The organism is Amycolatopsis sp. NPDC005232 (assembly GCF_040607795.1).
GTDB lineage: Bacteria > Actinomycetota > Actinomycetes > Mycobacteriales > Pseudonocardiaceae > Amycolatopsis.
Genome location: NZ_JBEXHL010000005.1, coordinates 133,533 through 158,266 on the forward strand (window position 1 = coordinate 133,533; position 24,734 = coordinate 158,266).

13 protein-coding genes are annotated in these 24,734 nt (G+C 70.8%); all 13 read left to right on the forward strand.

The window, feature by feature from the left end; translation table 11 throughout:
• Positions 1-54: 54 nt before the first annotated feature.
• Positions 55-1,440 (forward strand): M1 family metallopeptidase, encoded by a 1,386-nt coding sequence (locus tag ABZU76_RS12015; protein WP_354867851.1) that lies wholly within the window; start codon positions 55-57, stop codon positions 1,438-1,440.
• Positions 1,437-2,825, forward strand: coding sequence for a M1 family metallopeptidase (locus ABZU76_RS12020; protein WP_354867853.1), 1,389 nt, complete (start codon positions 1,437-1,439; stop codon positions 2,823-2,825). Before ABZU76_RS12015 ends, ABZU76_RS12020 begins: the two co-directional genes overlap by 4 nt.
• Before the next feature lie 197 nt (positions 2,826-3,022).
• A complete protein-coding gene (gene malQ / locus ABZU76_RS12025) occupies positions 3,023-5,002 on the forward strand; it encodes a 4-alpha-glucanotransferase (RefSeq protein WP_354867856.1) in 1,980 nt (659 codons plus the stop codon).
• Positions 5,003-5,100: 98 nt separating this feature from the next.
• Positions 5,101-7,230 carry a glycogen debranching protein GlgX gene (glgX, locus tag ABZU76_RS12030; protein WP_354867858.1) on the forward strand — a complete coding sequence of 710 codons (2,130 nt, stop codon included), beginning with the start codon at positions 5,101-5,103 and terminating at the stop codon, positions 7,228-7,230.
• Complete coding sequence (gene treY / locus ABZU76_RS12035; RefSeq protein WP_354867860.1) at positions 7,227-9,521, forward strand: malto-oligosyltrehalose synthase; 2,295 nt, start codon at positions 7,227-7,229, stop codon at positions 9,519-9,521. The genes glgX (ABZU76_RS12030) and treY overlap by 4 nt, the downstream gene beginning before the upstream one ends.
• Positions 9,522-11,243, forward strand: a complete 1,722-nt coding sequence (gene treZ, locus ABZU76_RS12040) for a malto-oligosyltrehalose trehalohydrolase (protein ID WP_354867862.1) — start codon at positions 9,522-9,524, stop codon at positions 11,241-11,243. It abuts the gene before it with no gap.
• A 92-nt stretch (positions 11,244-11,335) separates the two neighbouring features.
• Positions 11,336-13,483 (forward strand): glycogen debranching protein GlgX, encoded by a 2,148-nt coding sequence (gene glgX / locus ABZU76_RS12045; protein WP_354867864.1) that lies wholly within the window; start codon positions 11,336-11,338, stop codon positions 13,481-13,483.
• A 153-nt stretch (positions 13,484-13,636) separates the two neighbouring features.
• Positions 13,637-15,193 carry a Re/Si-specific NAD(P)(+) transhydrogenase subunit alpha gene (locus ABZU76_RS12050; protein WP_354867866.1) on the forward strand — a complete coding sequence of 519 codons (1,557 nt, stop codon included), beginning with the start codon at positions 13,637-13,639 and terminating at the stop codon, positions 15,191-15,193.
• Positions 15,194-15,200: 7 nt separating this feature from the next.
• The gene (pntB, locus tag ABZU76_RS12055) at positions 15,201-16,619 is read left to right on the forward strand and encodes a Re/Si-specific NAD(P)(+) transhydrogenase subunit beta (protein ID WP_354867868.1); all 1,419 of its coding nucleotides are present in this window, start codon (positions 15,201-15,203) and stop codon (positions 16,617-16,619) included.
• A 376-nt stretch (positions 16,620-16,995) separates the two neighbouring features.
• A complete protein-coding gene (locus ABZU76_RS12060; protein ID WP_354867871.1) occupies positions 16,996-18,975 on the forward strand; it encodes a maltotransferase domain-containing protein in 1,980 nt (659 codons plus the stop codon).
• Between the two features lie 199 nt (positions 18,976-19,174).
• Positions 19,175-20,983, forward strand: a complete 1,809-nt coding sequence (gene treS, locus ABZU76_RS12065; protein WP_220241832.1) for a maltose alpha-D-glucosyltransferase — start codon at positions 19,175-19,177, stop codon at positions 20,981-20,983.
• A gap of 5 nt (positions 20,984-20,988) precedes the next feature.
• A complete protein-coding gene (locus tag ABZU76_RS12070) occupies positions 20,989-22,377 on the forward strand; it encodes an aminoglycoside phosphotransferase (RefSeq protein ID WP_354867874.1) in 1,389 nt (462 codons plus the stop codon).
• Positions 22,378-22,381: 4 nt separating this feature from the next.
• Complete coding sequence (glgB, locus tag ABZU76_RS12075; protein ID WP_354867876.1) at positions 22,382-24,610, forward strand: 1,4-alpha-glucan branching protein GlgB; 2,229 nt, start codon at positions 22,382-22,384, stop codon at positions 24,608-24,610.
• The last annotated feature ends 124 nt before the right edge of the window (positions 24,611-24,734 follow it).

Genomic DNA, 24,734 nt, shown 5'->3' on the forward strand with positions numbered 1-24,734 from the left:
TCCTGACCGGTTCGGCCCGCCGTTCTGCCAGCCTGGCGCGGTGCTGAAGAGAGTGTGGGCGACCGCGGTCGCCACCGGCTCGATCCTCGTGCTCGCCTCGAGTACGGCGGTCGCCGCCCGAGCCCCGGGTCCGACGGCGTCGGCGACCCGCTGTTCCCGCAGGACGGCAACGGCGGCTTTCGCGTGAGCCACTACGACGTCGCGTTGGACTACGACCCCGCGAAACCCGATTTCCTTACCGGCGACACGACGGCCGACGCCGTGGCCACCCAGGACCTGAGCCGTTTCGACCTCGATCTCGAGGGCTTCACCGTGCAGAGCGTGACGGTGGCGGGCGCGCCCGCGGCCTTCACGCGCACCGGCGAGCACGAGCTCGTGATCACACCCGCCGAACCCCTGCGGCGCGGGCAGTCCTTCCGGGTGCGGGTGCGATACCAGGGCACGCCGGGCTTCTTCTGGATGACGGCCGACGACGCCGGTGCGGTGCACGCGTTCGGCGAGCCGCATTCCGCGTCGAGCTGGTACCCGGTGAACGACCATCCGTCGGACAAGGCGACGTTCCACCTCGCCGTGACGATGCCGGACCTGCCGGGCTGGGCCGTGGTGGGCAACGGGGTGCCCGCGCCGCCGGTGGTGCGCGGCGGGCGCAAGACGTTCTCGTGGACCGAGGACCACCCCGTGGCTTCCTACCTGACGGGCGTGGTGATCGACCGGATGACAGTCCACACGGGACGCCTCGCCGACGGGACCCCGGTCGTCGACGCGTACACCACGGGCGCGGAGGCCGCGAAGCCGTTCGAGGACCGGCTGCCCGAGGTGCTCGGCTTTCTGTCCAGCCGCTTCGGCGAGTACCCGTTGTCCTCGGCGGGCGGGATCTTCTACCCCGGCGACACCGGCGGCGGGTTCGAACTGCAGGACCGGCCGGTCTACCCGGGCGGGGTCCCGCCGGAGCGGTTCACCGACATCGTGCACGAGCAGGCGCACCAGTGGTTCGGCGACAGCGTCTCGGTGGCGCGCTGGTCCGACATCTGCCTCAAGGAGTGCTTCGCCACCTACGCGGAATGGCTGTGGCGGGAGGCGAAGGAGGGCCACGACCTCGACGCCGACTACCGGGCCGCGCTCACCGCCGCCGCTGACCCGGACTTCTGGAAGATCCCCCTCGCGGACCCGGGCGACGGGTTCTACGGCGGCTCCTACACCGTCGGCCCGCTCATGCTGCACGCGCTGCGCCGCACCGTCGGCGACCCCGTGTTCTTCCGGACGCTGCGCGATTTCCTCGGCCGGCACCGCGACGCCAACGCCTCCTGGGCCGACTTCGAGCACCTCGCGGCCCACGAGTACAGCCACGACCTCACCGGCTTCTTCACCGCGTGGGCACACAGCACCGTGATCCCGCCCGAGCCCTACCTCCACCCTGGAACCCTGAAGGAACAAGCATGAGCTGGTACAAAGCGCTCGCACTCGTCGCGAGCGGAGCGGCGGCGCTCGGCATGGCGCAGCCGTCGGCGATCGGCGCGGACGGCGTCGGCGACCCGTACTTCCCGCAGGACGGCAACGGCGGTTACGACGTCTCGCGCTACGACGTGAAGGTGTCCTACGACCCCGCGAACCCCGGTTCCTTCACCGGCGACACCACGGTCCACGCGGCCGCGCGCCAGGACCTCGACCGGTTCGACCTCGATCTGGAGGGCTTCACGGTCTCGGCGGTGACCGTGAACGGCGTGCCGGCCAAGGCGATCGCCCGGTCGGGCGCGCACGAGCTGGTGATCACGCCGCGCACGCGGGTGCGGCGCGGCAGCACCTTCGCCGTGCGCGTCGTGTACTCGGGCCCCCCGGTGGGCGCGAGCCGGCACCGGCTCGTGGGCGGCGGCATCGACGTGAGCGGCGAGCCGCACTCGGCCACGGCGTGGTTCCCCTTGAACGACCACCCCTCGGACAAGGCGGCGCTGCACCTGGAGGCGACCGTGCCGACCGGGTGGACGGTGGTGGGCAACGGTTTGCCCGGCCCGACGACCACGAACGCCGGCCACACGACGTTCCGCTGGCACGAGGACCACCCGATCGTCTCCTACGCCACGACGATGGCGATCGACAAGTTCACCGTGCACACCTCGAAGCTCGCCGACGGCACTCCCGTGATCACCGCGTATGGGCAGAACACGAGCATCCTCCCCGACTCCGAGGCGCTGCTGCCGAAGATCATGGGCTTCCTGACCGACACGTTCGGCCCGTACCCGTTCGACTCGACCGGCGCGATCGTCGTCGAGCCGGAGGCCACCGAGGGCAGCCTCGCGCTGGAGACGCAGACCCGCCCGACCTACGACGGCGCGTTCTTCGACGCGTCGGCCGTGCACGAGCTGGCGCACCAGTGGTTCGGCGACGCGGTGTCCTTTTCGGACTGGCGCGACGGCTGCCTGGCCGAATGCTTCGCCCAGTACGCCGGGCAGCTGTGGGACGAGGCCGAGAACGGGGCCGACCTCGATGAGAGCTACCGCTCGATCGTCGAGCAGAACGCGGGCGACGCGGCCTACTGGCAGGTGCCGATCTACGACCCGGGCAAGGACCGGCCGCTCGACTACGCCCTGTACGACCGCGGCTCGCTCATGCTCCACGCGCTGCGCCGCACGATGGGCGACGACAAGTTCTTCGGCCTGCTGAATCACTGGATCACCGCGCACCGCGACGGCAATGCGTCCTGGCCCGACTTCGAGCACTTCGCGTCGGCGCAGGCGGGGCAGGACCTGTCGGGCTTCTTCACCGCGTGGGCGCACAGCTCCGTGATCCCGCCGGCCCGATACCTGTACCCGGGCTCGCTCGCGCGCTGAGCGGGGAGAACTTCACTCGAACAGGTGACGTGCGTCCCCACGCGTCATTCTGTTCACCGGATGGCCTCTCGGTGGGTGTGGCGGTGACCGGCCGGCACGCCCCCCGACTGGCCGGTCACCGCTGTACGCATCCGGCATTCGGGTGCCGCCCGGCGAGGCGATTGGCGCGCCCCGGCGCGGGCCGCGACACTGGGCCGGTGCAGAGCCCGACCGCCTCCGGATCACCGACCCCCGACGTTTCGCCCGAGCTGGCCGAGCTGGCCGCCGCCTACGGCGTGGCGACCCACTACGAGAACTCCGACCGCGTGGAAGTCCGGGTCGAGGCCGACGTGGTCGTCGCCGTCCTCGCACAGTTCGACGTGGACGCCTCGAGCGCGGAGTCGATCCGCCGGGCACTGGAGCGCGTCCGGGAGTCCCGGGCGTCGGCCGATCTGCCGCCCACGATCGTCGTGCGCGCCGGTGACACGCGCGAGCTGGGCCGCGAGGTCACCGTCGAGCTGGAGGACGGCACGACTCGCGACGTCGGCACCACGCTGCCGGCCGACCTGCCGCTGGGCTGGCATCACGTCGTCGCCGGCGAGCGCCGGATGCCACTGGCCGTGGTCCCGGCGAAGCTGCCCGAGGTGCCCGCCGCGTGGGGCTGGATGCTGCAGCTCTACGCCCTGCACTCGGCCGGGTCGTGGGGGATGGGCGACTTCGGCGACCTCCGGACCACGGCTACGCGCTCGGCCGCCGAGCTCGGCGCGGGAGTGCTGCTGGTCAACCCGGTGCAGGCGTTCAGCCCCGCGCACCCTGTGGAGCGCTCGCCGTACTCGCCGTCGAGCAGGCGCTTCGCGAACCCCGTGTACCTGCGGGTCACCGACACCGAGGCGTTCGCCCGGGCCGGCGAGGCCACGCGCACGAAGGTGCTGGCCCTGGCCCCGGACGCGGTTCCGGACCTGATCGACTACGACGCCGTGTGGGACGCCAAGCGCACCGCGCTCGAGCTGCTGCGCCCGCACCACCCGCGGCCCGTCGAGCTCCACGGCGATCTGCGCGACTTCGCGACGTTCGGCGCGCTGGCCGAGGTGCACGGCGCCGACTGGCGCGAGTGGCCCGAGGCCCTGCGCGACCCGGCGAGCCCCGAGGTGGCCGCGGCCCGCGAGAAGCTGGCCGACCGCGTCGAGTTCCACGGTTGGCTCCAGCAGCTGTGCCACGAGCAGCTCGACGAGGTCCGTCTCGCGGCGCGTGAGGCCGGGATGACGGTGGGTGTCGTGCACGACCTGCCCGTCGGCGTGCACCCCGGCGGCGCCGACACGTGGGCGCTGCGCGACGTGTTCGCGGCCCGCGTGCGCGTGGGCGCGCCGCCCGACGCGTTCAACCAGCAGGGCCAGGACTGGAACCTCCCGCCGTGGCGGCCCGACCGCCTCGCCGAGGCCGGGTACGCGCCGTTCCGCGACGTCATCCGCGGCGTGTTGCAGCACGCCGACGGCATCCGCGTGGACCACATCGCCGGCCTGTGGCGCCTGTGGTGGATCCCGCCGGGCGAGCCCGCCGGCCGCGGCACCTACGTGCACTACGACGCCGAGGCGATGCTCGGCGTACTCGCGCTCGAGGCTCACCGCGCCGGCGCCGTGGTGGTCGGTGAGGACCTCGGCACGGTCGAGGAAACCGTTACCGAGACCATGCACGAACGCGGCGTGCTCAGCTCCGCCGTGCTGTGGTTCCAGCGCGACTGGGACGCACCGGGCAAACCGTTCGTCCGCCCCGCGGACTGGGACCCGCACGCGATGGCGAGCATCTCGACCCACGACCTGCCCACCGTGTCCGGCTGGCTCGACGCGGAGCACGTGCGCGTCCGGGCCGAGCTGGGCCTGCTCGACCGGCCCGTGGAGCAGGAGTACACGGAGGCGGCGGCCGAACGCAGCGCGCTGCTCGACCTCGTTGCGCGCGAAGGCATCCCCGCCGACGACCCGGTGGTGGCCCTGCACACGCTCCTGGCCTCGGCGGCGTCACGCCTGGTGCTCACCTCACCAGCCGACGTGGTCGGCGAACGGCGCCAGCCCAACCTGCCCGGGACGATCGACCAGTACCCTAACTGGCGGATCCCGCTCCCCGTCAGTGTCGACGGGTTCTTCGCCGACGCGCGGGTGCGTGCGGCGGTCGCCCCGCTCAAGGCCGCCCGCCCGCTCCCGTAACCGCCCGGGCCGGCCTTCGTGGTTCGAGACCCGCCCGCGCGGGTAAGTCAGTCTTCCCCGAGAAACCCGACAAACCGATGTCCCCCAAGGAGAGTCCCGTGCGTCCCTGGCCCGGAAGGCCCTACCCGCTCGGCGCCACCTACGACGGGGTGGGCACGAACTTCGCCCTGTTCTCCGAGGTCGCCGAGTACGTGGAGCTCTGCCTGTTCGACGAGGACGGCACGGAAACGCGTTCGCGCCTGGAGGAGGTCGACGGGTTCGTCCACCACGGCTACCTGCTCGGCATCGGTCCCGGCCAGCGCTACGGCTTCCGCGTGCACGGCCCGTACGACCCTGACCGCGGCCTGCGCTGCAACCCGAACAAGGTCCTGATCGACCCGTACGCCAAGGCGCTTTCGCGTGGCGTCGACTGGTCGGAGGCGCTGTTCGGGTACGAGTTCGACAACCCGGAGACGCGCAACGACCAGGACTCGGCCGGGCACGTGCCGTATTCGCTGGTGGTGAGCCCGTTCTTCGACTGGGCCAGCGATCGCGCGCCGCGCACGCCCTACCACGAGACCGTGATCTACGAAGCGCACGTGCGCGGCATGACGATGACGCACCCGTTCGTGCCCGACCGCCTGCGCGGCACGTATGCCGGCCTTGCGCACCCCGCCGTGATCGAGCACCTGAAGAAGCTCGGCGTCACGGCGGTGGAGCTCATGCCCGTGCACCAGTTCGTGACCGACCACGGCCTGGACCAGAAGGGCCTGCGCAACTACTGGGGCTACAACACCATCGGCTTCTTCGCGCCCCACGACGCCTACGCGGCGATGCCGGGCCAGGGCGGGCAGGTGCAGGAGTTCAAGGGCATGGTCCGTGCCCTGCACGAAGCCAACATCGAGGTGATCCTCGACGTCGTCTACAACCACACCGCCGAGGGCAACCACCTCGGGCCGACATTGTCCATGCGCGGCATCGACAACGAGGCCTACTACCGGCTGGTCGAGGACGAGCCGAAGTACTACATGGACTACACGGGCACGGGCAACTCGCTCAACGTCCGCAACCCCCACACGTTGCAGCTGATCATGGACTCGCTGCGCTACTGGGTCACCGAGATGCACGTGGACGGGTTCCGCTTCGACCTCGCCTCCGCGCTGGCGCGCGAGTTCTACGACGTCGACCGCCTGTCCACGTTCTTCGAGCTCGTGCAGCAGGACCCGATCGTGAGCCAGGTCAAGCTCATCGCCGAGCCGTGGGACGTCGGCCCCGGTGGCTACCAGGTGGGCAACTTCCCGCCACTGTGGACGGAGTGGAACGGGCAGTACCGCGACACCGTGCGCGACTTCTGGCGCGGCGAACCTTCGACGCTGGGGGAGTTCGCCTCCCGCATCACGGGCTCGTCGGACCTCTACCAGGATGACGGCCGGCGGCCGTTCGCGTCGATCAACTTCGTCACCGCCCACGACGGCTTCACCCTCGAGGACCTGGTGTCCTACAACGAGAAGCACAACGAAGCCAACGGCGAGGACAACCGCGACGGCGCCGACGACAACCGGTCGTGGAACTGCGGCGTGGAGGGCCCGACCGAGGACGAGGAGGTCCTCGCGTTGCGCGCCCGTCAGCGCCGCAACCTGCTCGCCACCGTGCTGCTGTCCCAGGGCGTGCCGATGCTGCTGCACGGCGACGAGCTGGGCCGCACGCAGCAGGGCAACAACAACGCCTACTGCCAGGACTCCGAGCTGTCCTGGATGGACTGGGCGCTCGCCAAGGAGAACGCGGACCTCGTCGAGTTCACCGCGGCGCTCACCGCGTTCCGCAAGCGCCACCCGGTGTTCCGCCGCCGCCGGTTCTTCCAGGGCAAGCCGGTGCGCAAGGGCGAGGAGCTCGGCGACATCGCCTGGTTCACCCCGGCCGGCGAGGAGATGACCGAGCAGAACTGGGACGACGGCTTCGGCAAGTCCGTGGTCATCTTCCTCAACGGCGAGGGCATCTCCGACCTCGACCCGCGCGGCATGGCGGTGGTCGACGAGTCGTTCCTGCTCGCGTTCAACGCGCATTACGAGGACATCGCGATGACCTTGCCCGCCAACGGGTACGGCACCGAGTGGACGGTCGTCGTCGACACGGCCACCGGCCAGGTCGGACAGTCCGATGTGGACCCGGTGCCCGGTGGCGGGAAGCACACGCTCGCCGCGCGGTCGCTCGTGGTGCTGCAGCGCACCGGCCGGGAGGAGCAGGCGTGAACGCGCCGTCCTCGACGTACCGGGTACAGCTGCGCCCGGAGTTCACCTTCACCGACGCCGCCGGGATCGTCGACTACCTGCGGGCGCTGGGCGCGGGTGCGCTCTACGCGTCGCCGGTGCTCGACGCGACCACCGGCTCCGCCCACGGCTATGACGTGGTCGACCCGACCCGCGCGCGGCCGGAGCTGGGTGGCGAGGAAGCCCGCCAGGTGCTGGTGGCGCGGCTGAAGTCCGCCGGGCTCACGCTCGTGGTCGACATCGTGCCGAACCACATGTCCGTGGAGGTTCCGAAGCTCAACCGCTGGTGGTGGGACGTGCTCCGCCACGGGCAGGCGTCGGAGTACGCGGGGTTCTTCGACATCGACTGGAGCCGCGGCAAGGTGCTGCTGCCCGTGCTCGGCGAGGACGCGGCCGTCGCCGAGCTGACCGTGGACCGCTCCGGTGACGACGACGAACTGGTCTACTACGACCACCGCTTCCCGATCGCGCCCGGCACCGGCGAGGGCACGCCGCAGGAGGTGCACGCGCGCCAGAACTACGAGCTCGTCGGCTGGCGCCGCGGCAATGCCGAGCTGAACTACCGCCGCTTCTTCGACATCACCAACCTCGCGGCTGTCACGGTCGAGAAGGCCGAGGTGTTCGCCGAGACCCACGGCGAGGTGCTGCGCTGGGTGGCCGACGGCGACGTCGCCGGCCTGCGTGTGGACCACCCGGACGGCCTGGCCGACCCGGGCGGCTACCTGCGCCGCCTGCGCGCGGGCGCTCCCGACGCGTGGCTGGTCGTGGAGAAGATCCTGCACCCGGGCGAGGCCCTGCCGCAGAGCTGGCCGGTAGACGGCACCACCGGCTACGACGCGCTCAACGAGATCACCGGCGTCTTCGTGGACCCGGCCGCGAAGCCGGTGTTCACGCGGCTCGCGGGTGAGCTGGGCGGACGCACCGACTACCTCGCCGTGGAAGAGGAAGCGCGGCGCCTGGTCACCGACCGGATCCTCGTGGCCGAGGTGCACCGGATCGCGGGCCTGGTCGAGGGGGTCGAGCCGGACGCCGCGCGCGCCGCCGTGGCCGAGGTGATGATCGCCTTCGGCGTCTACCGCTCGTACCTGCCGGAGGGCGCCGCCGAGTGGACCGGCGCCGTCGAGCGCGCGCGGTCGCGCCGGCCCGACCTGGGCGAAGCCCTGACCGCGCTGGACACGCAGGTCCGCGCGGAACCCGGCGGCGAGCTGGCGACGCGCGTCCAGCAGACGTCCGGCATGGTCGTGGCCAAGGGCACCGAGGACACGACCTTCTACCGCTTCACCCGCTTCGCCGCGCTCAACGAGGTCGGCGGCGACCCCGACCGCTTCGGTCGCGGCGTGGCCGAGTTCCACGAGCTGGCCGCGGGCCGGGCCGCGGGACGTCCGGCGAGCATGACCACACTGACCACACACGACACCAAGCGCTCCGAGGACACACGGGCGCGGCAGGTGGCGTTGTCCGAGCTGGCCGAGGAGTTCGGCGACGCCGTGCGCCGCTGGACGAAGCGCCGCGGCATCGACGAGCCGGCGCTGAACCTGCTGGCCTGGCAGACGCTCGTGGGCGCGTGGCCGATCGCGCCCGAGCGCCTGCGCGACTACCTCGACAAGGCGGCGAAGGAGTCGAAGCTCCGCACCACCTGGACCGACCACGACGAGGCGTTCGAGCAGGCAGTCGCCGCGTGGCCCGAGCAGGTGCTCGGCGACGCCGAGCTGGTGGCCGAGGTCGAGGAGTTCGTCGGGAAGCTGCGCGGTCCGGGCTGGGTGACCTCGCTGGGCCAGAAACTGGTGCAGCTGGCCGGGCCGGGCGTGCCGGATGTCTACCAGGGCACCGAGTTGTGGGACTTCTCGCTCGTGGACCCGGACAACCGGCGCGAGGTCGACTACGGCGCGCGCCGCGAGATCCTCGAGCGCGTGCTGGCCGGCGAACAGCCGGAGGTCGACGAAACCGGTGCCGCGAAGCTGCTCCTGGTCCACCGGACGCTGACGCTGCGGCGCGAACGGCCCGAACTGTTCACCGGCTACCGGCCGCTGAAGGCCGAGGGCGCGGCCGACGAGCACCTGCTGGCGTTCCAGCGCGGGGAAGACCTGGCGGTCGCTGTGACGCGGCTGCCCGTCGCGCTCGAGAAGTCCGGCGGCTGGCGCGACACCGTGCTGCCGCTGACCGACGGCTTCTGGACCGACGTGCTCACCGGCCGTGCGGTCGGCGACGCGCCCCTGGCCGCGGCGCTGTTCGACAAGTATCCGGTGGCTCTTCTGGTGCGAGGGGATTCCTGAATGTTCACCGTGTGGGCGCCCGCCGCGGACCGCGTGCGGGTGCGGGTCGACGGCTCTGACCACGAGATGCGCCAAACCGCCGGCGGCTGGTGGCAGGCCGACGTCACCGGTACCGACTACGCCTTCCTCCTCGGCGACGACGACAAGCCGCTGCCGGACCCGCGATCGCTGCGGCAGCCGGCCGGCGTCCACGAGGCTTCGCGCGTGTACGACCACGCCGAGTTCGAGTGGACCGACGGCGCGTGGACGGGCCGTCGGCTGCCCGGCGGCGTCGTCTACGAGCTGCATCTGGGCACCTTCACCGAGGGCGGCACGTTCGACTCGGCGATCGAGCGCCTCGGCCACCTCGTGGACCTCGGCATCACGCACGTCGAGCTGCTGCCGGTGAACTCGTTCGACGGCACGGCCGGCTGGGGCTACGACGGCGTGCTGTGGGGCGCGGTGCACGAGCCCTACGGTGGACCGGACGGCCTCAAGCGGTTCGTCGACGCGTGCCACTCCCGCGGCCTCGCCGTGGTGCTGGACGTCGTTTACAACCACCTCGGCCCCTCAGGCGCCTACCTGGACCGCTTCGGCCCGTACTTCGCCGGCCACACCGACTGGGGCGCGGGCCTCAACCTCGACGGCCCGGGTTCCGACGAGGTGCGCCGCTATGTGCTCGACAACGCGCTCGGCTGGCTGCGCGACTTCCACGTGGACGCGCTTCGGCTCGACGCCGTCCACGCGCTGGTGGACAAGCGCGCCACGCACCTGCTGGAGGAGCTGGCCACCGAGGTCGGCGAGCTGTCCGCGGCCGTGCGCCGCCCGCTCACCCTGATCGCCGAGTCGGACCAGAACGACCCGCGGCTCGTCACCCCGCGTGAGGGTGGCGGCTACGGCGTGCACGCGCAGTGGTCCGACGACCTGCACCACACGCTGCACGTCCGCATCACCGGCGAGACCTCCGGTTACTACGCGGACTTCGCCGCGCCCGGCGCGCTCGCGAAAACGTTGCGCGAGGTGTTCTTCCACGCCGGAACCTGGTCTTCGTTCCGCGAACGCACCCACGGCCGCCCGGTCGACACGCGCAAGGTGCCGGGCGACCGGTTCCTCGCGTACCTGCAGAACCACGACCAGATCGGCAACCGCGCCACCGGCGACCGGCTCTCGGCCACCGTCGCGCCCGGCCTGATCGCGGCCGCGGCCGCGGTGGTGTTCTGCTCGCCGTACACGCCGATGGTGTTCATGGGCGAGGAGTGGGCAGCGAGCACGCCGTGGCAGTTCTTCGCTTCCTTCCCCGACCCGGAACTGGCCGAGGCCGTGCGCACGGGCCGGCGGCGCGAGTTCGGCCGCCACGGCTGGGGCGAGGCCGACGTGCCGGACCCGATGGACCCGGCGACCGTCGCGCGCTCGCGGCTCGACTGGTCCGAGCCGGAGCAGCCGGCGCACCAGCAGATGCTGCGGACCTACCGCACGCTGATCCGGCTGCGCCGCGAACGACCCGAGCTGGCCAACCCGAGCCTCGACGGATTCGTCGTGCGGGCGGCACCGGACGATTCGTGGCTCGTGCTGCACCGCGGCGCGCTGAGGCTCGTCTGCAACTTCGGCGAAACCACGGCGACCGTCCCACTCGGCGGGACGCCGGGGGAGGTCCTGGCGTCCTGGGACACGCCGGAGTTCGACCATGCCGGTGAATCCGTAAGGTTGCCTCCCGCGTCTTTCGTGCTGGTGGCCACCTCCTGACCGGCGTTTACGGGGGAGATCCGGCACTTTCCCGGGAAAGTTCAGCCGGGTAGCCGGACCCGCGGGACGGGCCGGTTTGGGAGGATCTCCCCATGGCAACACGACCCGCTTCCGACACCCAGGTCCTGGCCGGCCGCCCCTTTCCGCTCGGCGCTCACCCGGAAGCCGGAGGGGTGCGGTTCGCCGTCACCTCGGCGGTGGCCGACGCAGTGGAGGTCTGCCTCCTCGGTGACGACGGCTCCGAGCGCCGCATCGAGCTGACCGAGCGGACGTTCGGCGTGTGGCACGGGCTGGTCCCGGGCGTGACGCCGGGGCAGCGGTACGGCTACCGCGTGCACGGCCCGTACGACCCGGGACGAGGGCTGCGCTGCAACCCGGCGAAGCTGCTCGTGGACCCGTACGCGCACCGGATCAGCGGCCGGCTGACCGACCTCGCGGCCGCGCAGGGCTTCGTGGGCGACCCGGACCGCGGTCCCGCGTCCACTGTGGACTCACTCGGCAGCGTGCCGCTGTCGGTGGTCACCTCGCCCGGCGGGCCGGACACGGGCGTGAGGCCCGAGGTGCCGTTCGAGGAGTCGGTGATCTACGAGCTGCACGTGAAGGGGTTCACCGAACTGCACCCGTTCATCCCGGAAGCGCTGCGCGGCACCTACCTGGGTCTCGCGCACCCGGTGGCGATCGAGCACCTCACCCGGCTCGGCGTGACCACAGTGGAGCTGCTGCCGGTGCACGCGTTCGCCGACGAACCGTCGCTGGTGAACGCGGGCCGGCACAACTACTGGGGCTACTCGCCGCTGGGCTACTTCGCCCCGCACCCGGGGTACGCGAGCGAACCCGGCCGCGAGATCGAGGAGTTCCGGACGATGGTGGCGGCGCTGCACGCGGCCAACATCGAGGTGATCGTCGACGTCGTCTTCAACCACACCTGCGAGGGCGGCCCCGACGGGCCCACGCTGTTCCTGCGCGGGCTCGACGCGCCGGCGTACTACCTGCACACCAAGCGCGGGCAGATGGCCGACATCACCGGCTGCGGCAACACCCTCGACTCGGGCTCGCCGACCGTGGTCCGGCTCGTCACCGACTCGCTGCGGTACTGGACGCAGGAGCTCGGCGTGGACGGCTTCCGGTTCGACCTCGCGAGCACGCTGGGCCGCCCGCGCGGCGGCATGTTCGACCGCGACTCCACCATGCTCACGGCCATCACCACCGACCCGGTCCTGTCGCGGTGCAAGCTCATCGCCGAACCATGGGACGCGACGGGGGAGGGCTACCGCGTCGGCGACTTCGGCGCCCAGTGGGCCGAGTGGAACGGCCGCTATCGCGACAGCTTGCGCGACTTCTGGCGCGGGGTCACGGGCGTGCGTGACCTCGCGTTCCGGCTCTCGGGTTCGTCGGACCTCTACGACCACAACCTGCGCCGGCCGTGGCAGTCGGTCAACTTCGTGACCGCTCACGACGGCTTCACGTTGCGGGATCTGGTGTCCTACAACGAAAAGCACAACGAGGACAACGGCGAGGACAACCGCGACGGCACCACCGACAACCGCTCGTGGAACCACGGCGTGGAGGGCGAGACCGCCGACCAGTCCATCGTCGCGCTGCGCACCCGCCAGGCGCGCAACCTCTTCGCCACGTTGCTGCTGTCCACCGGCACGCCGATGTTCGTCGCGGGCGACGAGATGTGGCGGACCCAGGGCGGCAACAACAACGCCTACTGCCTCGATGACGAGACGTCGTGGGTCGACTGGACGCCCTCGGCCGCGTCGGAGCCGATGCTCGCCTTCGCCCGGCGCGTGGTGCGCCTGCGCGCGAGCAGCCCCGCGCTGCGCCAGCCGGAGTTCTTCGAAGGCCGCACCACGCCGACCGGCAAACCGGACCTCATCTGGTTCCGGCCCGACGGCGAGGAGTTCGACGAGATCGACTGGTTCGACGAGAGCCGCCGCACGCTGTGCATGTGGATCGACGGGTCCAACTCCCAAGCCCGCAACCGCGAGGGCGAGCTCGTCACCGACCACTCGTGGCTGCTGATCCTGCACGCCGGCGAGGACGATGTGGAGGTGGTGCTGCCCGGACCCGAGTACGGTGCCACCTACAAACCCACGCTCGACACGGGCACGGCCGACGGCAGCCCCGCGTACGTCGGGGTGCTGGAACCGAAGAGCCGCATCGTCGTGGCGGCCCGGTCGTTGCAGCTGCTCCGAGCGCCACGGGACTTCGTGTCGGGCCCCCAGCCGCTTTAGTGCGGGGCCCCGGCGGTCCCCGAGGTGCATCGATCAAGAGGTTTCGCAGAAATCGGTCAAGAGATCACTCTCACCTCGGATCGCCGGAATCCCCCTCGTCATCCGGATCGTTGGATGTTGAAATCCAGCGTGGCTATCCCCGAGGAGAAGTGCATGAGCGACGACGGCACCGGATCCGAGCCCGGTCTGCGTATCGGACTGGTCGCGGAGTCGACGAAAACCGAGACCCGCGTCGCGCTGACGCCGGACACCGTGCGCAAGGCCATCGGCCTGGGTTACCGCGTGCTGGTGGAGTCCGGGGCCGGCGTGCGATCGGGGTTCGACGACGAGGCCTACCTGTCCGCGGGCGCCGAGGTGTCGGCCGATCCGGTGTGGGACGCGGACGTCGTCGTCACCATCAACGCGCCCGACCCGGGCGAAATCGAGAACTTGCGCCCGGGCACGACCCTGGTGTCGATGCTGGCTCCGGCGCTGGAGCCGGACCGGCTGGCGGCGCTGGCCGCCCGCGGCGTCACGGCGCTCGCGATGGACGCGGTTCCGCGCATTTCGCGGGCGCAGTCGCTGGACGTGCTCAGCTCGATGGCGAACATCGCCGGCTACCGGGCCGTGATCGAGGCCGCGCACGTGTTCGGCCGGTTTTTCACGGGCCAGGTCACGGCGGCCGGGAAGGTGCCGCCGGCGAAGGTGCTGGTGGCGGGGGCCGGGGTCGCCGGGCTCGCGGCGATCGCCGCGGCCAACAGCCTGGGTGCCGTGGTCCGCGCGACCGACCCGCGGCCGGAGGTGGCCGACCAGGTCCGTTCGCTCGGTGGCGAGTACCTCGCCGTCGAGGTCGAGCAGGAGGCCAGTACCGACGGGTATGCGAAGGCGACCTCGGAGGCCTACGACCGGCGGGCGGCGGAGATCTACTCCGAGCAGGCCGCCGACGTGGACATCGTCATCACGACCGCGCTCATCCCGGGCCGGCCCGCGCCGAAGCTGCTCACGGCCGAGCAGGTCGCGTCGATGAAGCCGGGCAGCGTCGTCGTCGACATGGCCGCCGCGCAGGGCGGCAACGTCGCCGGCACCGAGGCCGGGGAGGTCGTGACGACCGACAACGGCGTCACGCTCATCGGCTACACGGACTTGCCAGGACGGCTCCCCACGCAGGCCTCGCAGCTCTACGGCACCAACGTCGTGAACCTGCTGAAGCTGCTCACGCCCGAGAAGGACGGCCGGCTCGCCCTCGACTTCGAGGACGTGGTGCAGCGCGGGCTGACCGTGGTCCGCGACGGCGAGGTCCTGTGGCCGCCGCCGAAGGTGTCGGTGAGCGCGGCACCGCCGCCCGCACCCGCCCCGCAGGCTGCGCCACAGCCGGAGAAGCCCAAGTCGCCGTGGGCCCGGGCGGTGGTCGCTGTGATCGGCGCGGTGGTCCTGTTCCTGGCGTCGGCGTTCGCCCCGCCGGAGCTGGCCGGGCACCTGACGGTGTTCGTGCTCGCCATCGTGATCGGCTTCTACGTGATCGGCAACGTGCACCACGCGCTGCACACGCCGTTGATGTCGGTGACCAACGCGATCTCGGGGATCATCGTCGTCGGCGCGATCCTGCAGATCGCCGGCGGCGGGATCGCCACCACCATCCTGGCCGCCGCCGCCGTGCTGCTGGCCGCCATCAACATCGTCGGTGGGTTCATGGTGACCCGCCGGATGTTGTCGATGTTCTCGAGGAGCTGAGTGACCAGTGCACGCTGAAACGTGGAAGTCGGCGGCGTACCTGATCGCCGCCCTGTTGTTCGTGGCCAGCCTCGCGGGGCTCGCCAAGCACGAGACCTCGCGCCGGGGGGTCTGGTTCGGGATCGCCGGCATGGCGATCGCGCTGGTCGCGACCGCGGCCACCGCGCTGGGCCTGGCCTCAGGCCTCGGCATCACGCTGCTGCTCATCGCGCTCGTGATCGGCGCGGCGATCGGAGTCTGGCGGGCGCGCGTGGTCGAGATGACCGGCATGCCCGAGCTGATCGCGCTGATGCACAGCTTCGTCGGCCTGGCCGCGGTGCTGGTCGGCTGGAACGGGTACCTCGAGGTCGAAGGGAACGACGCGCAGACGGAGCTCGTGGGGTCGCTGCTGGGCATCCACCACGCCGAGGTCGTGATCGGCGTGTTCATCGGCGCCGTGACGTTCACCGGCTCGATCATCGCCTTCCTCAAGCTGTCGGCGCGGATCCCGTCCAAGCCGCTGCAGCTGCCGGGCAAGAACATGCTCAACCTCGGCGCGCTGGTCGCGTTCGCGGTGCTCACGGTGTTCTTCGTGATCACCCCCGCCACGTGGCTGCTCGTGGTGGTCACGGTGCTCGCGCTGGCGCTCGGCGTCCACCTGGTCGCCTCGATCGGCGGCGGAGACATGCCGGTGGTCGTGTCGATGCTCAACAGCTACTCCGGCTGGGCCGCGGCCGCGTCGGGCTTCTTGCTGGGCAACGACTTGCTGATCATCACCGGCGCGCTCGTCGGCTCTTCCGGTGCCTACCTGTCCTACGTGATGTGCAAGGCGATGAACCGTTCGTTCATCTCCGTCATCGCGGGTGGCTTCGGCGCGCCGGCGACCAGCGGCCCGGCGGAGGTCACGGGCGAGCACCGCGAGATCGACGCCGCCGGGGTGGCCGAGCTGCTGTCGAACGCGAACTCGGTGGTCATCACGCCGGGTTACGGCATGGCGGTCGCGCAGGCGCAGTCGCCGGTGGCCGAGCTGACGCGGCGGCTGCGCGAGCAGGGCGTGAACGTCCGGTTCGGGGTGCACCCCGTCGCCGGCCGGCTGCCCGGGCACATGAACGTGCTGCTCGCCGAGGCGAAGGTGCCCTACGACATCGTCCTGGAGATGGACGAGATCAACGACGACCTCGCCGACACCGACGTCGTGCTCGTGATCGGGGCCAACGACACGGTGAACCCGTCGGCCGCGGAGGACCCGGGCAGCCCGATCGCCGGCATGCCGGTGCTGCGGGTCTGGGAAGCCGCCAACGTCGTGGTGTTCAAGCGGTCCATGGCACCGGGCTACGCGGGCGTGCAGAACCCGTTGTTCTTCCGCGACAACAGCCAGATGCTCTTCGGCGACGCCAAGGAGCGGGTGCAGGACATCCTCGCCGCGCTCCCGGCCCGCGTCGGGTAGCACCCGAGCAGTCCCGCCCGACACCCGCGCCGCCGGCTCCCGGAGCCGGCGGCGCGGTCGTGTTCGGAGCCCATTGTGGACAGTCGGGCGCGAACCACCGCGCGGCGACTCGCGCCTGATTGTGAACGGCGCTCGACTTCCGTGTTACGGGGAAACCGCGGAAACCAGGCGCGGGGTGATTGTTCCGGCGTTCGAGTTGCGATCGAACCGAACGTGTGGGAACGGCGAAAACTTCGTCCGGCCGGAGCCGTTTCGCCCGACCGGGTGGCGGGTACAACCGTAAAAGGCCCCGCTGTCAAGGGCTTTGAGGGAATCAGGCACACTGACCGTGCTCGCGTTCGCGGGGGATCAGCGCAGTCAAAAGAGGGGCGTTGCCATGACCGGCCGGCTCGGTATCGACGACGTCAGCCCCACGGTCAGCTGCGGCCGGTACCCGGCCAAAGCCGTTGTGGGGGAACACTTTCCGGTGTCCGCGACGGTGTGGCGTGAAGGTCACGACGCCGTGTCGGCCACCGTCGCGTGGCGCGGTCCCGGCGACCGCGTGTCGCGGCAGACGCGGATGGCCGAGCGCGGCAAGGGACTGGACCTCTTCGCCGCGGTGATCGTGCCCGACACCGAGGGACTGTGGACCTACCGCGTCGACGCGTGGAGCGACCCGTGGGCCACGTGGGAACACACCGTGGAGGTCAAGATCGCGGCGGGGCAAGGGCCCGAGGACCTCGCCAACGACTTCGAGAACGGCGCGCGCCTGCTCGAGCGCGTGTCCCGACGGCCCGAGCGCAGGGCCGAGCGCGCGTTGCTCGCCGGCGCGGCCACCGATCTGCGCGACGCCGGCCGCGGCCTCGCCGAGCGCGTGGGCGCCGCGCTTTCGCCCGAAGTGCGCCACTTGATGCACGAATTCCCCGTGCGGGAACTGATCACCAAGGGCAAACCGCTGAAGCTGTGGGTCGACCGCAAGCGCGCGGCCTTCGGTTCCTGGTACGAGGTCTTCCCGCGTTCCACGGGCGGGGTCGACGAGCACGGCAACGCCGTCCACGGCACCTTCGCCACCGCCGCGCGTTCACTCGACCGGGTCGCGGACATGGGCTTCGACGTGGTGTACCTGCCGCCGATCCACCCGATCGGGCGAGTGAACCGCAAGGGCCCCAACAACACGCTCGTCGCCACGCCCGAGGACGTCGGCTCGCCGTGGGCCATCGGCGCCGACGAGGGCGGTCACGACGCGATCCACCCGGACCTCGGCACGTTCGAGGACTTCGACGCCTTCGTCGCCCGCGCCGACGAGCTCGGCATGGAGGTGGCGCTCGACCTCGCGCTGCAGGCCGCGCCCGACCACCCGTGGGTGCTCAAGCACCCGGAGTTCTTCACCACCCGCCCGGACGGCACGATCGCCTACGCCGAGAACCCGCCGAAGAGGTACCAGGACATCTACCCGGTCAACTTCGACAACGACCCGCGCGGTGTCTACGACGAGGTGCTCCGCGTCGTGCTCCACTGGGTGTCGCACGGGGTGCGCATCTTCCGGGTCGACAACCCGCACACCAAGCCGCCGGACTTCTGGGCGTGGCTGATCCAGTCGGTCAAGGACGCGCACCCGGACGTGCTGTTCCTGGCCGAGGCGTTCACGCGCCCGGCGCGGTTGTGGGGCCTGGCGAAGCTCGGCTTCACCCAGAGCTACACCTACTTCACCTGGCGCACGAGCAAGGAGGAGCTGACCGAGTTCGGGACCGACCTGGTCGAACACTGGAACGAGGGCCGCCCCAACCTGTTCGTGAACACCCCGGACATCCTCCACGAGTCGCTGCAGCACGGCGGCCCGGGGATGTTCGCGCTGCGGGCGGCGCTGGCCGCCACGCTGTCGCCGACGTGGGGCGTCTACTCCGGGTACGAGCTCTACGAGCACCAGCCGGTGCGCGAGGGCAGCGAGGAGTACCTCGACTCGGAGAAGTACCAATTGCGTCCGCGCGACTTCGAGCGGGCGCTGGCCGAAGGCCGCTCGCTGGAGCCGTGGATCACGAAGCTCAACACGATCCGCAAGACGCATCCGGCGTTGCAGGGCATGCGGACCCTGCGGTTCCACCACGTCGACAACGGCGCGCTGCTCGCCTACTCCAAACAGGACCCGGCGACCGGCGACACCGTCGTCACAGTGGTGAACCTCGATCCGCACGGTGCGCAGGAAGGCACCCTGTGGCTCGACCTGGAGTCGCTCGGCTTCGACTGGCACGAGCGGCTCATCGCCCACGACGAGGTCACCGGGGAGACCTGGGACTGGGGCCAGGCGAACTTCGTCCGGCTCGAACCGTGGCGTGCGGTCGCGCACGTCGTCGCGGTCCGGCGCCGGCTCGCGGGTTAGCCGTGCTTCTGGTTCCCGATCCGACCACAGCCACGGCGGGAACGGTTGCCACACGCAGTAACGCTCAGTTGGGTGCCCGCCTACTTTTGGTCGGATCGGGTACGGGGCTCTGAACGATTTTTTCCAGCCACCCTGCACGCACGGCACGCGGCAGGGACGATCGAACGTACCGCCGGAACGCGGGACGAGGTGGAGTTTGATGGACGACGAGAGCCGGCCCGACGCAGCTCTGGGCCTGGACGGTGTTCCGCACACGGGCGAGGCGATGACCGCCGAGGGCCTGCTCGTGGAACCGCAGGCCGACGAGTTCGCACACGCCGAAGCGGCGCCGCGCGACCCGCACTGGTTCAAGGGCGCCGTGTTCTACGAGGTGCTCGTGCGCGCCTTCACCGACTCGAACGGGGACGGCACGGGCGACCTGCGCGGCCTCGCGAGCCGGCTGGACTACCTGGAGTGGCTCGGCGTCGACTGCCTGTGGCTGCCGCCGTTCTACGCGTCGCCGCTGCGCGACGGCGGTTACGACATCAGCGACTTCCGCTCGGTGCTGCCGGAGTTCGGCACCGTCGAGGACTTCGTGTACCTGCTCGGCGAAGCGCACAAGCGCGGCATCCGGGTCATCACCGACCTGGTGCTGAACCACACCTCCGACGCGCACCCATGGTTCCAGCAGTCGCGTTCGGACCCGGACGGCCCGTACGGCGACTACTACGTGTGGAGCGACGACGACTCGCGCTACGCCGACGCGCGCATCATCTTCGTCGACACCGAGACGTCGAACTGGACCTACGACCCGGTGCGCGGCCAGTTCTACTGGCACCGCTTCTTCAGCCACCAGCCGGATCTCAACTACGAGAACCCGGCCGTGCAGGAAGCGATGATCGACGTGCTGCGGTTCTGGCTCGACCTCGGCATCGACGGGTTCCGGCTCGACGCCGTGCCGTACCTGTTCGAGCAGGAGGGCACCAACTGCGAGAACCTGCCGCGCACGCACGAGTTCCTCAAGCACTGCCGCAAGGTCGTCGACGACGAGTTCCCCGGCCGGATCCTGCTGGCCGAGGCGAACCAGTGGCCCTCGGACGTGGTCGAGTACTTCGGCGACCAGGCGGTCGGTGGCGACGAGTGCCACATGGCGTTCCACTTCCCGCTGATGCCGCGCATCTTCATGGCTGTGCGGCGCGAGTCGCGGTTCCCGATTTCGGAGATCCTGCTGCAGACCCCGCAGATCCCGAGCGGCACGCAGTGGGGCATCTTCCTTCGCAACCACGACGAGCTCACGCTCGAGATGGTGTCGGACGAAGAGCGCGACTACATGTACTCCGAGTACGCCAAAGACCCGCGGATGAAGGCCAACATCGGCATCCGCAGGCGCCTGGCGCCGCTGCTGGACAACGACCGCAACCAGCAGGAGCTGTTCACGGCGATGCTGCTGTCGCTGCCGGGCTCGCCCGTTCTGTACTACGGTGACGAGATCGGCATGGGAGACAACATCTGGCTCGGCGACCGCGACGCGGTCCGCACGCCGATGCAGTGGACACCGGACCGCAACGCCGGCTTCTCCTCGTGCGACCCCGGCCGCATCTACCTGCCGGTGATCATGGACCCGGTCTACGGGCACCAGGCCGTCAACGTCGAGGCCCAGTCGAACAACGCGTCCTCGCTGCTGAACTGGACCCGGCGGATGATCGAGGTGCGCAAGCAGCACCACGCGTTCGCCGAGGGCGACTTCGTGGACCTCGGCGGGTCCAACCCGAGCGTGCTGGCGTACAAGCGCGAGTGGCGTCGCCCCGACGGGTGCATGGACGTGGTGTTGTGCGTGAACAACTTGTCGCGGTTCCCGCAGCCGGTGGAGCTCGACCTGTCCGGTCACCGCGGGTCCGTGCCGGTGGAGCTCACCGGCGGGGTGCGATTCCCGGAGGTCGGTGAACTGCCGTACCTGCTCACGCTGCCCGGTCACGGGTTCTACTGGTTCCAGCTCCTCGAGCGGGAAGCCGAAGGCGAAATGAGGTGAGTGCCTTGACCGACCACGGGCACCTGGTGGAGCAGCTCGTCGCCGAGCTGCCGGCCTGGCTTCCGGCGCAGCGGTGGTTCGCGGGCAAGGACCGGCCGATCACGGCCGTCCGCGCGCTCGCGTCCACCGAGCTGGTCGAAGGCGACCCGCAGCTGCTGCACGTGGTCGTCGAGGTGGTGCAGGGCGAGCGGTCCGAGCCCTACCAGCTGCTGGTCGGGCGCCGTTCGCATCCGCCGGAGATCTCGTCGTCGGCGTGGCTCGGCGCCGACGGCGGCCTCAACTTCTACGAGGCGAGCGGCGATGCGGACCTCACCGCGGTGCTGCTCGACCACATGGTGGCCGGCGACCGCGTCGGCCCACTGGTGTTCGAGCACGAGCCCGGCGCGCAGCTGACCGGCGGGCTGCGCGCGCGGCCCATCACCTCCGAGCAGAGCAACACGTCGCTGGTGTACGGCGGGCAGTACATCCTCAAGCTGTTCCGCAAGCTCAGCCCCGGGACGAACAAGGACCTGCTGCTGCACCGCGCGCTGCAGAAGGCGGGCTGCGAGCACATCGCCGAGGTCGTCGGCTCGATCACCGGCGAGCTCGCCGGTGAGCCGGCGACGATCGCGATGCTGCAGGTGTTCCTGCCCGACGCCGTCGACGGCTGGGCCATGGCCACCACGAGCGTGCGCGACCTGATGGCCGAGCCGGAGCTGCACCCGGACGAGGTCGGCGGCGACTTCGCCGGCGAAGCCGAGCGCCTCGGTGCGGCGGTGGCGCACGTGCACACCGACCTCGCGGCGGCGCTGGGCGCGCACCCGGTGGACGAGTCCGAGCTCGCCCGCACGGTGGCGGGCATGACCGAGCGGCTCGACCGCGTCGCGCGCGACGTCCCGGAGCTGGCCGAGCACGCACCCGCACTGCACAAGGTGTTCGCCGCGCTGCACGAGCTGCCGCCGGGCCGGCCGGAGATCTCGATGCAGTACATCCACGGCGATCTGCACCTGGGCCAGGTGCTGCGCACGGTCGGCGGCTGGCTGCTGCTCGACTTCGAGGGCGAGCCCGCCGCGCCGCTGGAGGAGCGGCACGCGCTGCGCTCGCCGCTGCGCGACGTCGCGGGCATGCTGCGCTCGTTCGACTACGCGGCCCGGCAGCTGTTGGTCGGGCAGCCGGAAGACCCGGCCACGACGGAGCGCGCGCTCGAGTGGGCGCTCCGCAACCGCACGGCTTTTTGCGACGGGTACGCCGGGGCCGCCGGCCCGATCGGCGACCCGCGCGAGCACGGAGAGCTGCTTCGTGCGTTCGAACTCGACAAAGCGGTGTACGAAGTGGCCTACGAGCACGCGAACCGGCCCGACTGGCTGGCCGTGCCCATGGCGGCGATCGCCCGCATCGCCCACGGAGGTGTGTGAAGACGTGAACGCGGTTTCCCGGGATCTGCCCGCGGCGGCTCCGTCCCCGCAGGACATCGACCGGCTGCTGGCCGGCTCGCACCACGACCCGCACTCGGTGCTCGGCGTGCACGCCCAAGGCACGGTGGGCATCGGCAGCACGAGCCCCGGCACTGTCGTGGCGCGCGCCTTGGTGCCGGGGGCGAAGTCCGTCTCCGTGCTGACGGCGGACCGGCGGTTCCCGCTGGAGCGCGTGGCCGACGCGTTGTTCGCGTCTCCGCTGCCCGAGCACCCCGGCGACTACCGCCTCGAGGTCGACTACGACGGGCACACCGTGGTCACCGATGACCCGTACCGCTGGCTGCCCACCGTCGGCGAGCTCGACCTGCACCTCATCGGCGAGGGCCGCCACGAACGGCTGTGGGACGTCCTCGGCGCTCACGTGCGCGACTACGACACGTCCCACGGCGCGGTCGAAGGCGTGTCGTTCGCGGTGTGGGCGCCGACCGCGCGCGGCGTGCGGGTGATCGGCGACTTCAACGGCTGGGAGGGCCGCGGGCACGCGATGCGCTCGCTCGGCTCGTCGGGCGTGTGGGAGCTGTTCGTGCCCGACGTGCCGGTCGGCTCCTGCTACAAGTTCCGGATCCTCGGGGCCGACGGGCACTGGCACGAGAAGGCCGACCCGATGGCGTTCGCCACCGAGGTGCCGCCCGCGACCGCGTCGAAGGTCACGAAGTCCGCCTACACCTGGGCCGACGACGAGTGGACCGCGCGGCGCGAGGCGACGAACTGGGCCGACGCCCCGATGAGCGTCTACGAGGTCCACCTCGGCTCGTGGCGGCCCGGGCTGAACTACCGCGAGCTGGCCGACCAGCTCGCCGACTACGTGAGCGACACCGGCTTCACCCACGTCGAGTTCCTGCCCGTGGCGGAGCACCCCTTCGGCGGTTCGTGGGGCTACCAGGTCACCTCGTACTACGCGCCGACCTCGCGATTCGGCTCGCCCGACGACTTCCGCTACCTCGTGGACCACCTGCACCAGCGGGGGATCGGCGTGCTCGTGGACTGGGTGCCCGCGCACTTCCCGCGCGACATCTGGGCGCTCGCGCGCTTCGACGGCAGCCCGCTCTACGAGCACGAGGACCCGCGCCGCGGCGAGCAGCCCGACTGGGGCACGCTCGTGTTCAACTTCGGCCGCAACGAGGTGCGCAACTTCCTCGTGGCCAACGCGCTGTACTGGCTGGAGGAGTTCCACCTCGACGGCCTGCGTGTGGACGCCGTCGCGTCGATGCTCTACCTCGACTACTCGCGCAAGGACGGCGAGTGGCTGCCCAACGAGTACGGCGGCCGCGAAAACCTCGACGCCGTGCGGTTCCTGCAGGAGCTGAACGCGACCGTCTACAGGCGACACCCGGGTGTGGTGATGGTGGCCGAGGAGTCCACGGCGTGGCCGGGCGTCACGCGGCCGACGCACCTCGGCGGGCTCGGCTTCGGCTTCAAGTGGAACATGGGCTGGATGCACGACACGCTGCGCTACCTCGGCCACGAGCCGATCCACCGCGCGTACCACCACAACGAGATGACGTTCTCACTCGTCTACGCGTGGAGCGAGAACTTCGTGCTGCCGCTCTCGCACGACGAAGTGGTGCACGGCAAGGGTTCCCTGTGGCAGCGCATGCCGGGCGACGACTGGAACAAGGCGGCGGGCCTGCGTTCGCTGCTGGCCTTCATGTGGGCCCACCCGGGCAAGCAGCTGCTGTTCATGGGCGGCGAGTTCGGGCAGCCGCGGGAGTGGTCGGAGTCGCGCTCGCTCGACTGGCACCTGCTGGAGCAGCCGCTGCACCGCGGGGTGCAGGACCTGCTGCGCCGGCTCAACGACATCTACCGGTCCACGGCCGCGCTCTTCAGCGGTGACGTGCGGCCGGAGGGCTTCCAGTGGATCGACGCCAACGATTCGGCCGGCAACGTGCTGAGCTATCTGCGCATCGGCTCCGACGGCTCGCGGCTGGCGTGCATTGCGAACTTCGCGGGCGTGCCGCACCACGACTACCGTGTGGGCCTGCCCGCCGCCGGGCGCTGGACCGAGCTGCTGAACACCGACGCCGAGGTCTACGGCGGGTCCGGGGTCGGCAACCTGGGCGCGGTCGAGGCGGTCGCCAAGCCATGGCACGGGCTGCCGGCATCGGCCGTGCTGCAGCTGCCGCCGAACGGTGTCCTGTGGCTGCTGGAGGAGGCCACGGTTACCGCCGAGTGAGGCTGTCGGAAAATTCCTCACGTTTGCTCTTGTCGGTGAACGTTGCCGCGGGTTAGCTTTGTTGTGATCCACAACAAACCCGGGGTGGCGCCGCCAGGCCGCCCCTCGAGTGACGAGGGATGAC

Bases quoted from the DNA above. Each gene is read 5' to 3' on its own strand.
- treS (WP_220241832.1), top strand. From the start codon at position 19,175: ATGGACGACGAGAGCCGGCCCGACGCAGCTCTGGGCCTGGACGGTGTT.
- ABZU76_RS12020 (WP_354867853.1), top strand. From the start codon at position 1,437: ATGAGCTGGTACAAAGCGCTCGCACTCGTCGCGAGCGGAGCGGCGGCG.
- ABZU76_RS12060 (WP_354867871.1), top strand. From the start codon at position 16,996: ATGACCGGCCGGCTCGGTATCGACGACGTCAGCCCCACGGTCAGCTGC.
- glgX (WP_354867864.1), top strand. From the start codon at position 11,336: ATGGCAACACGACCCGCTTCCGACACCCAGGTCCTGGCCGGCCGCCCC.
- ABZU76_RS12050 (WP_354867866.1), top strand. From the start codon at position 13,637: ATGAGCGACGACGGCACCGGATCCGAGCCCGGTCTGCGTATCGGACTG.
- treZ (WP_354867862.1), top strand. From the start codon at position 9,522: ATGTTCACCGTGTGGGCGCCCGCCGCGGACCGCGTGCGGGTGCGGGTC.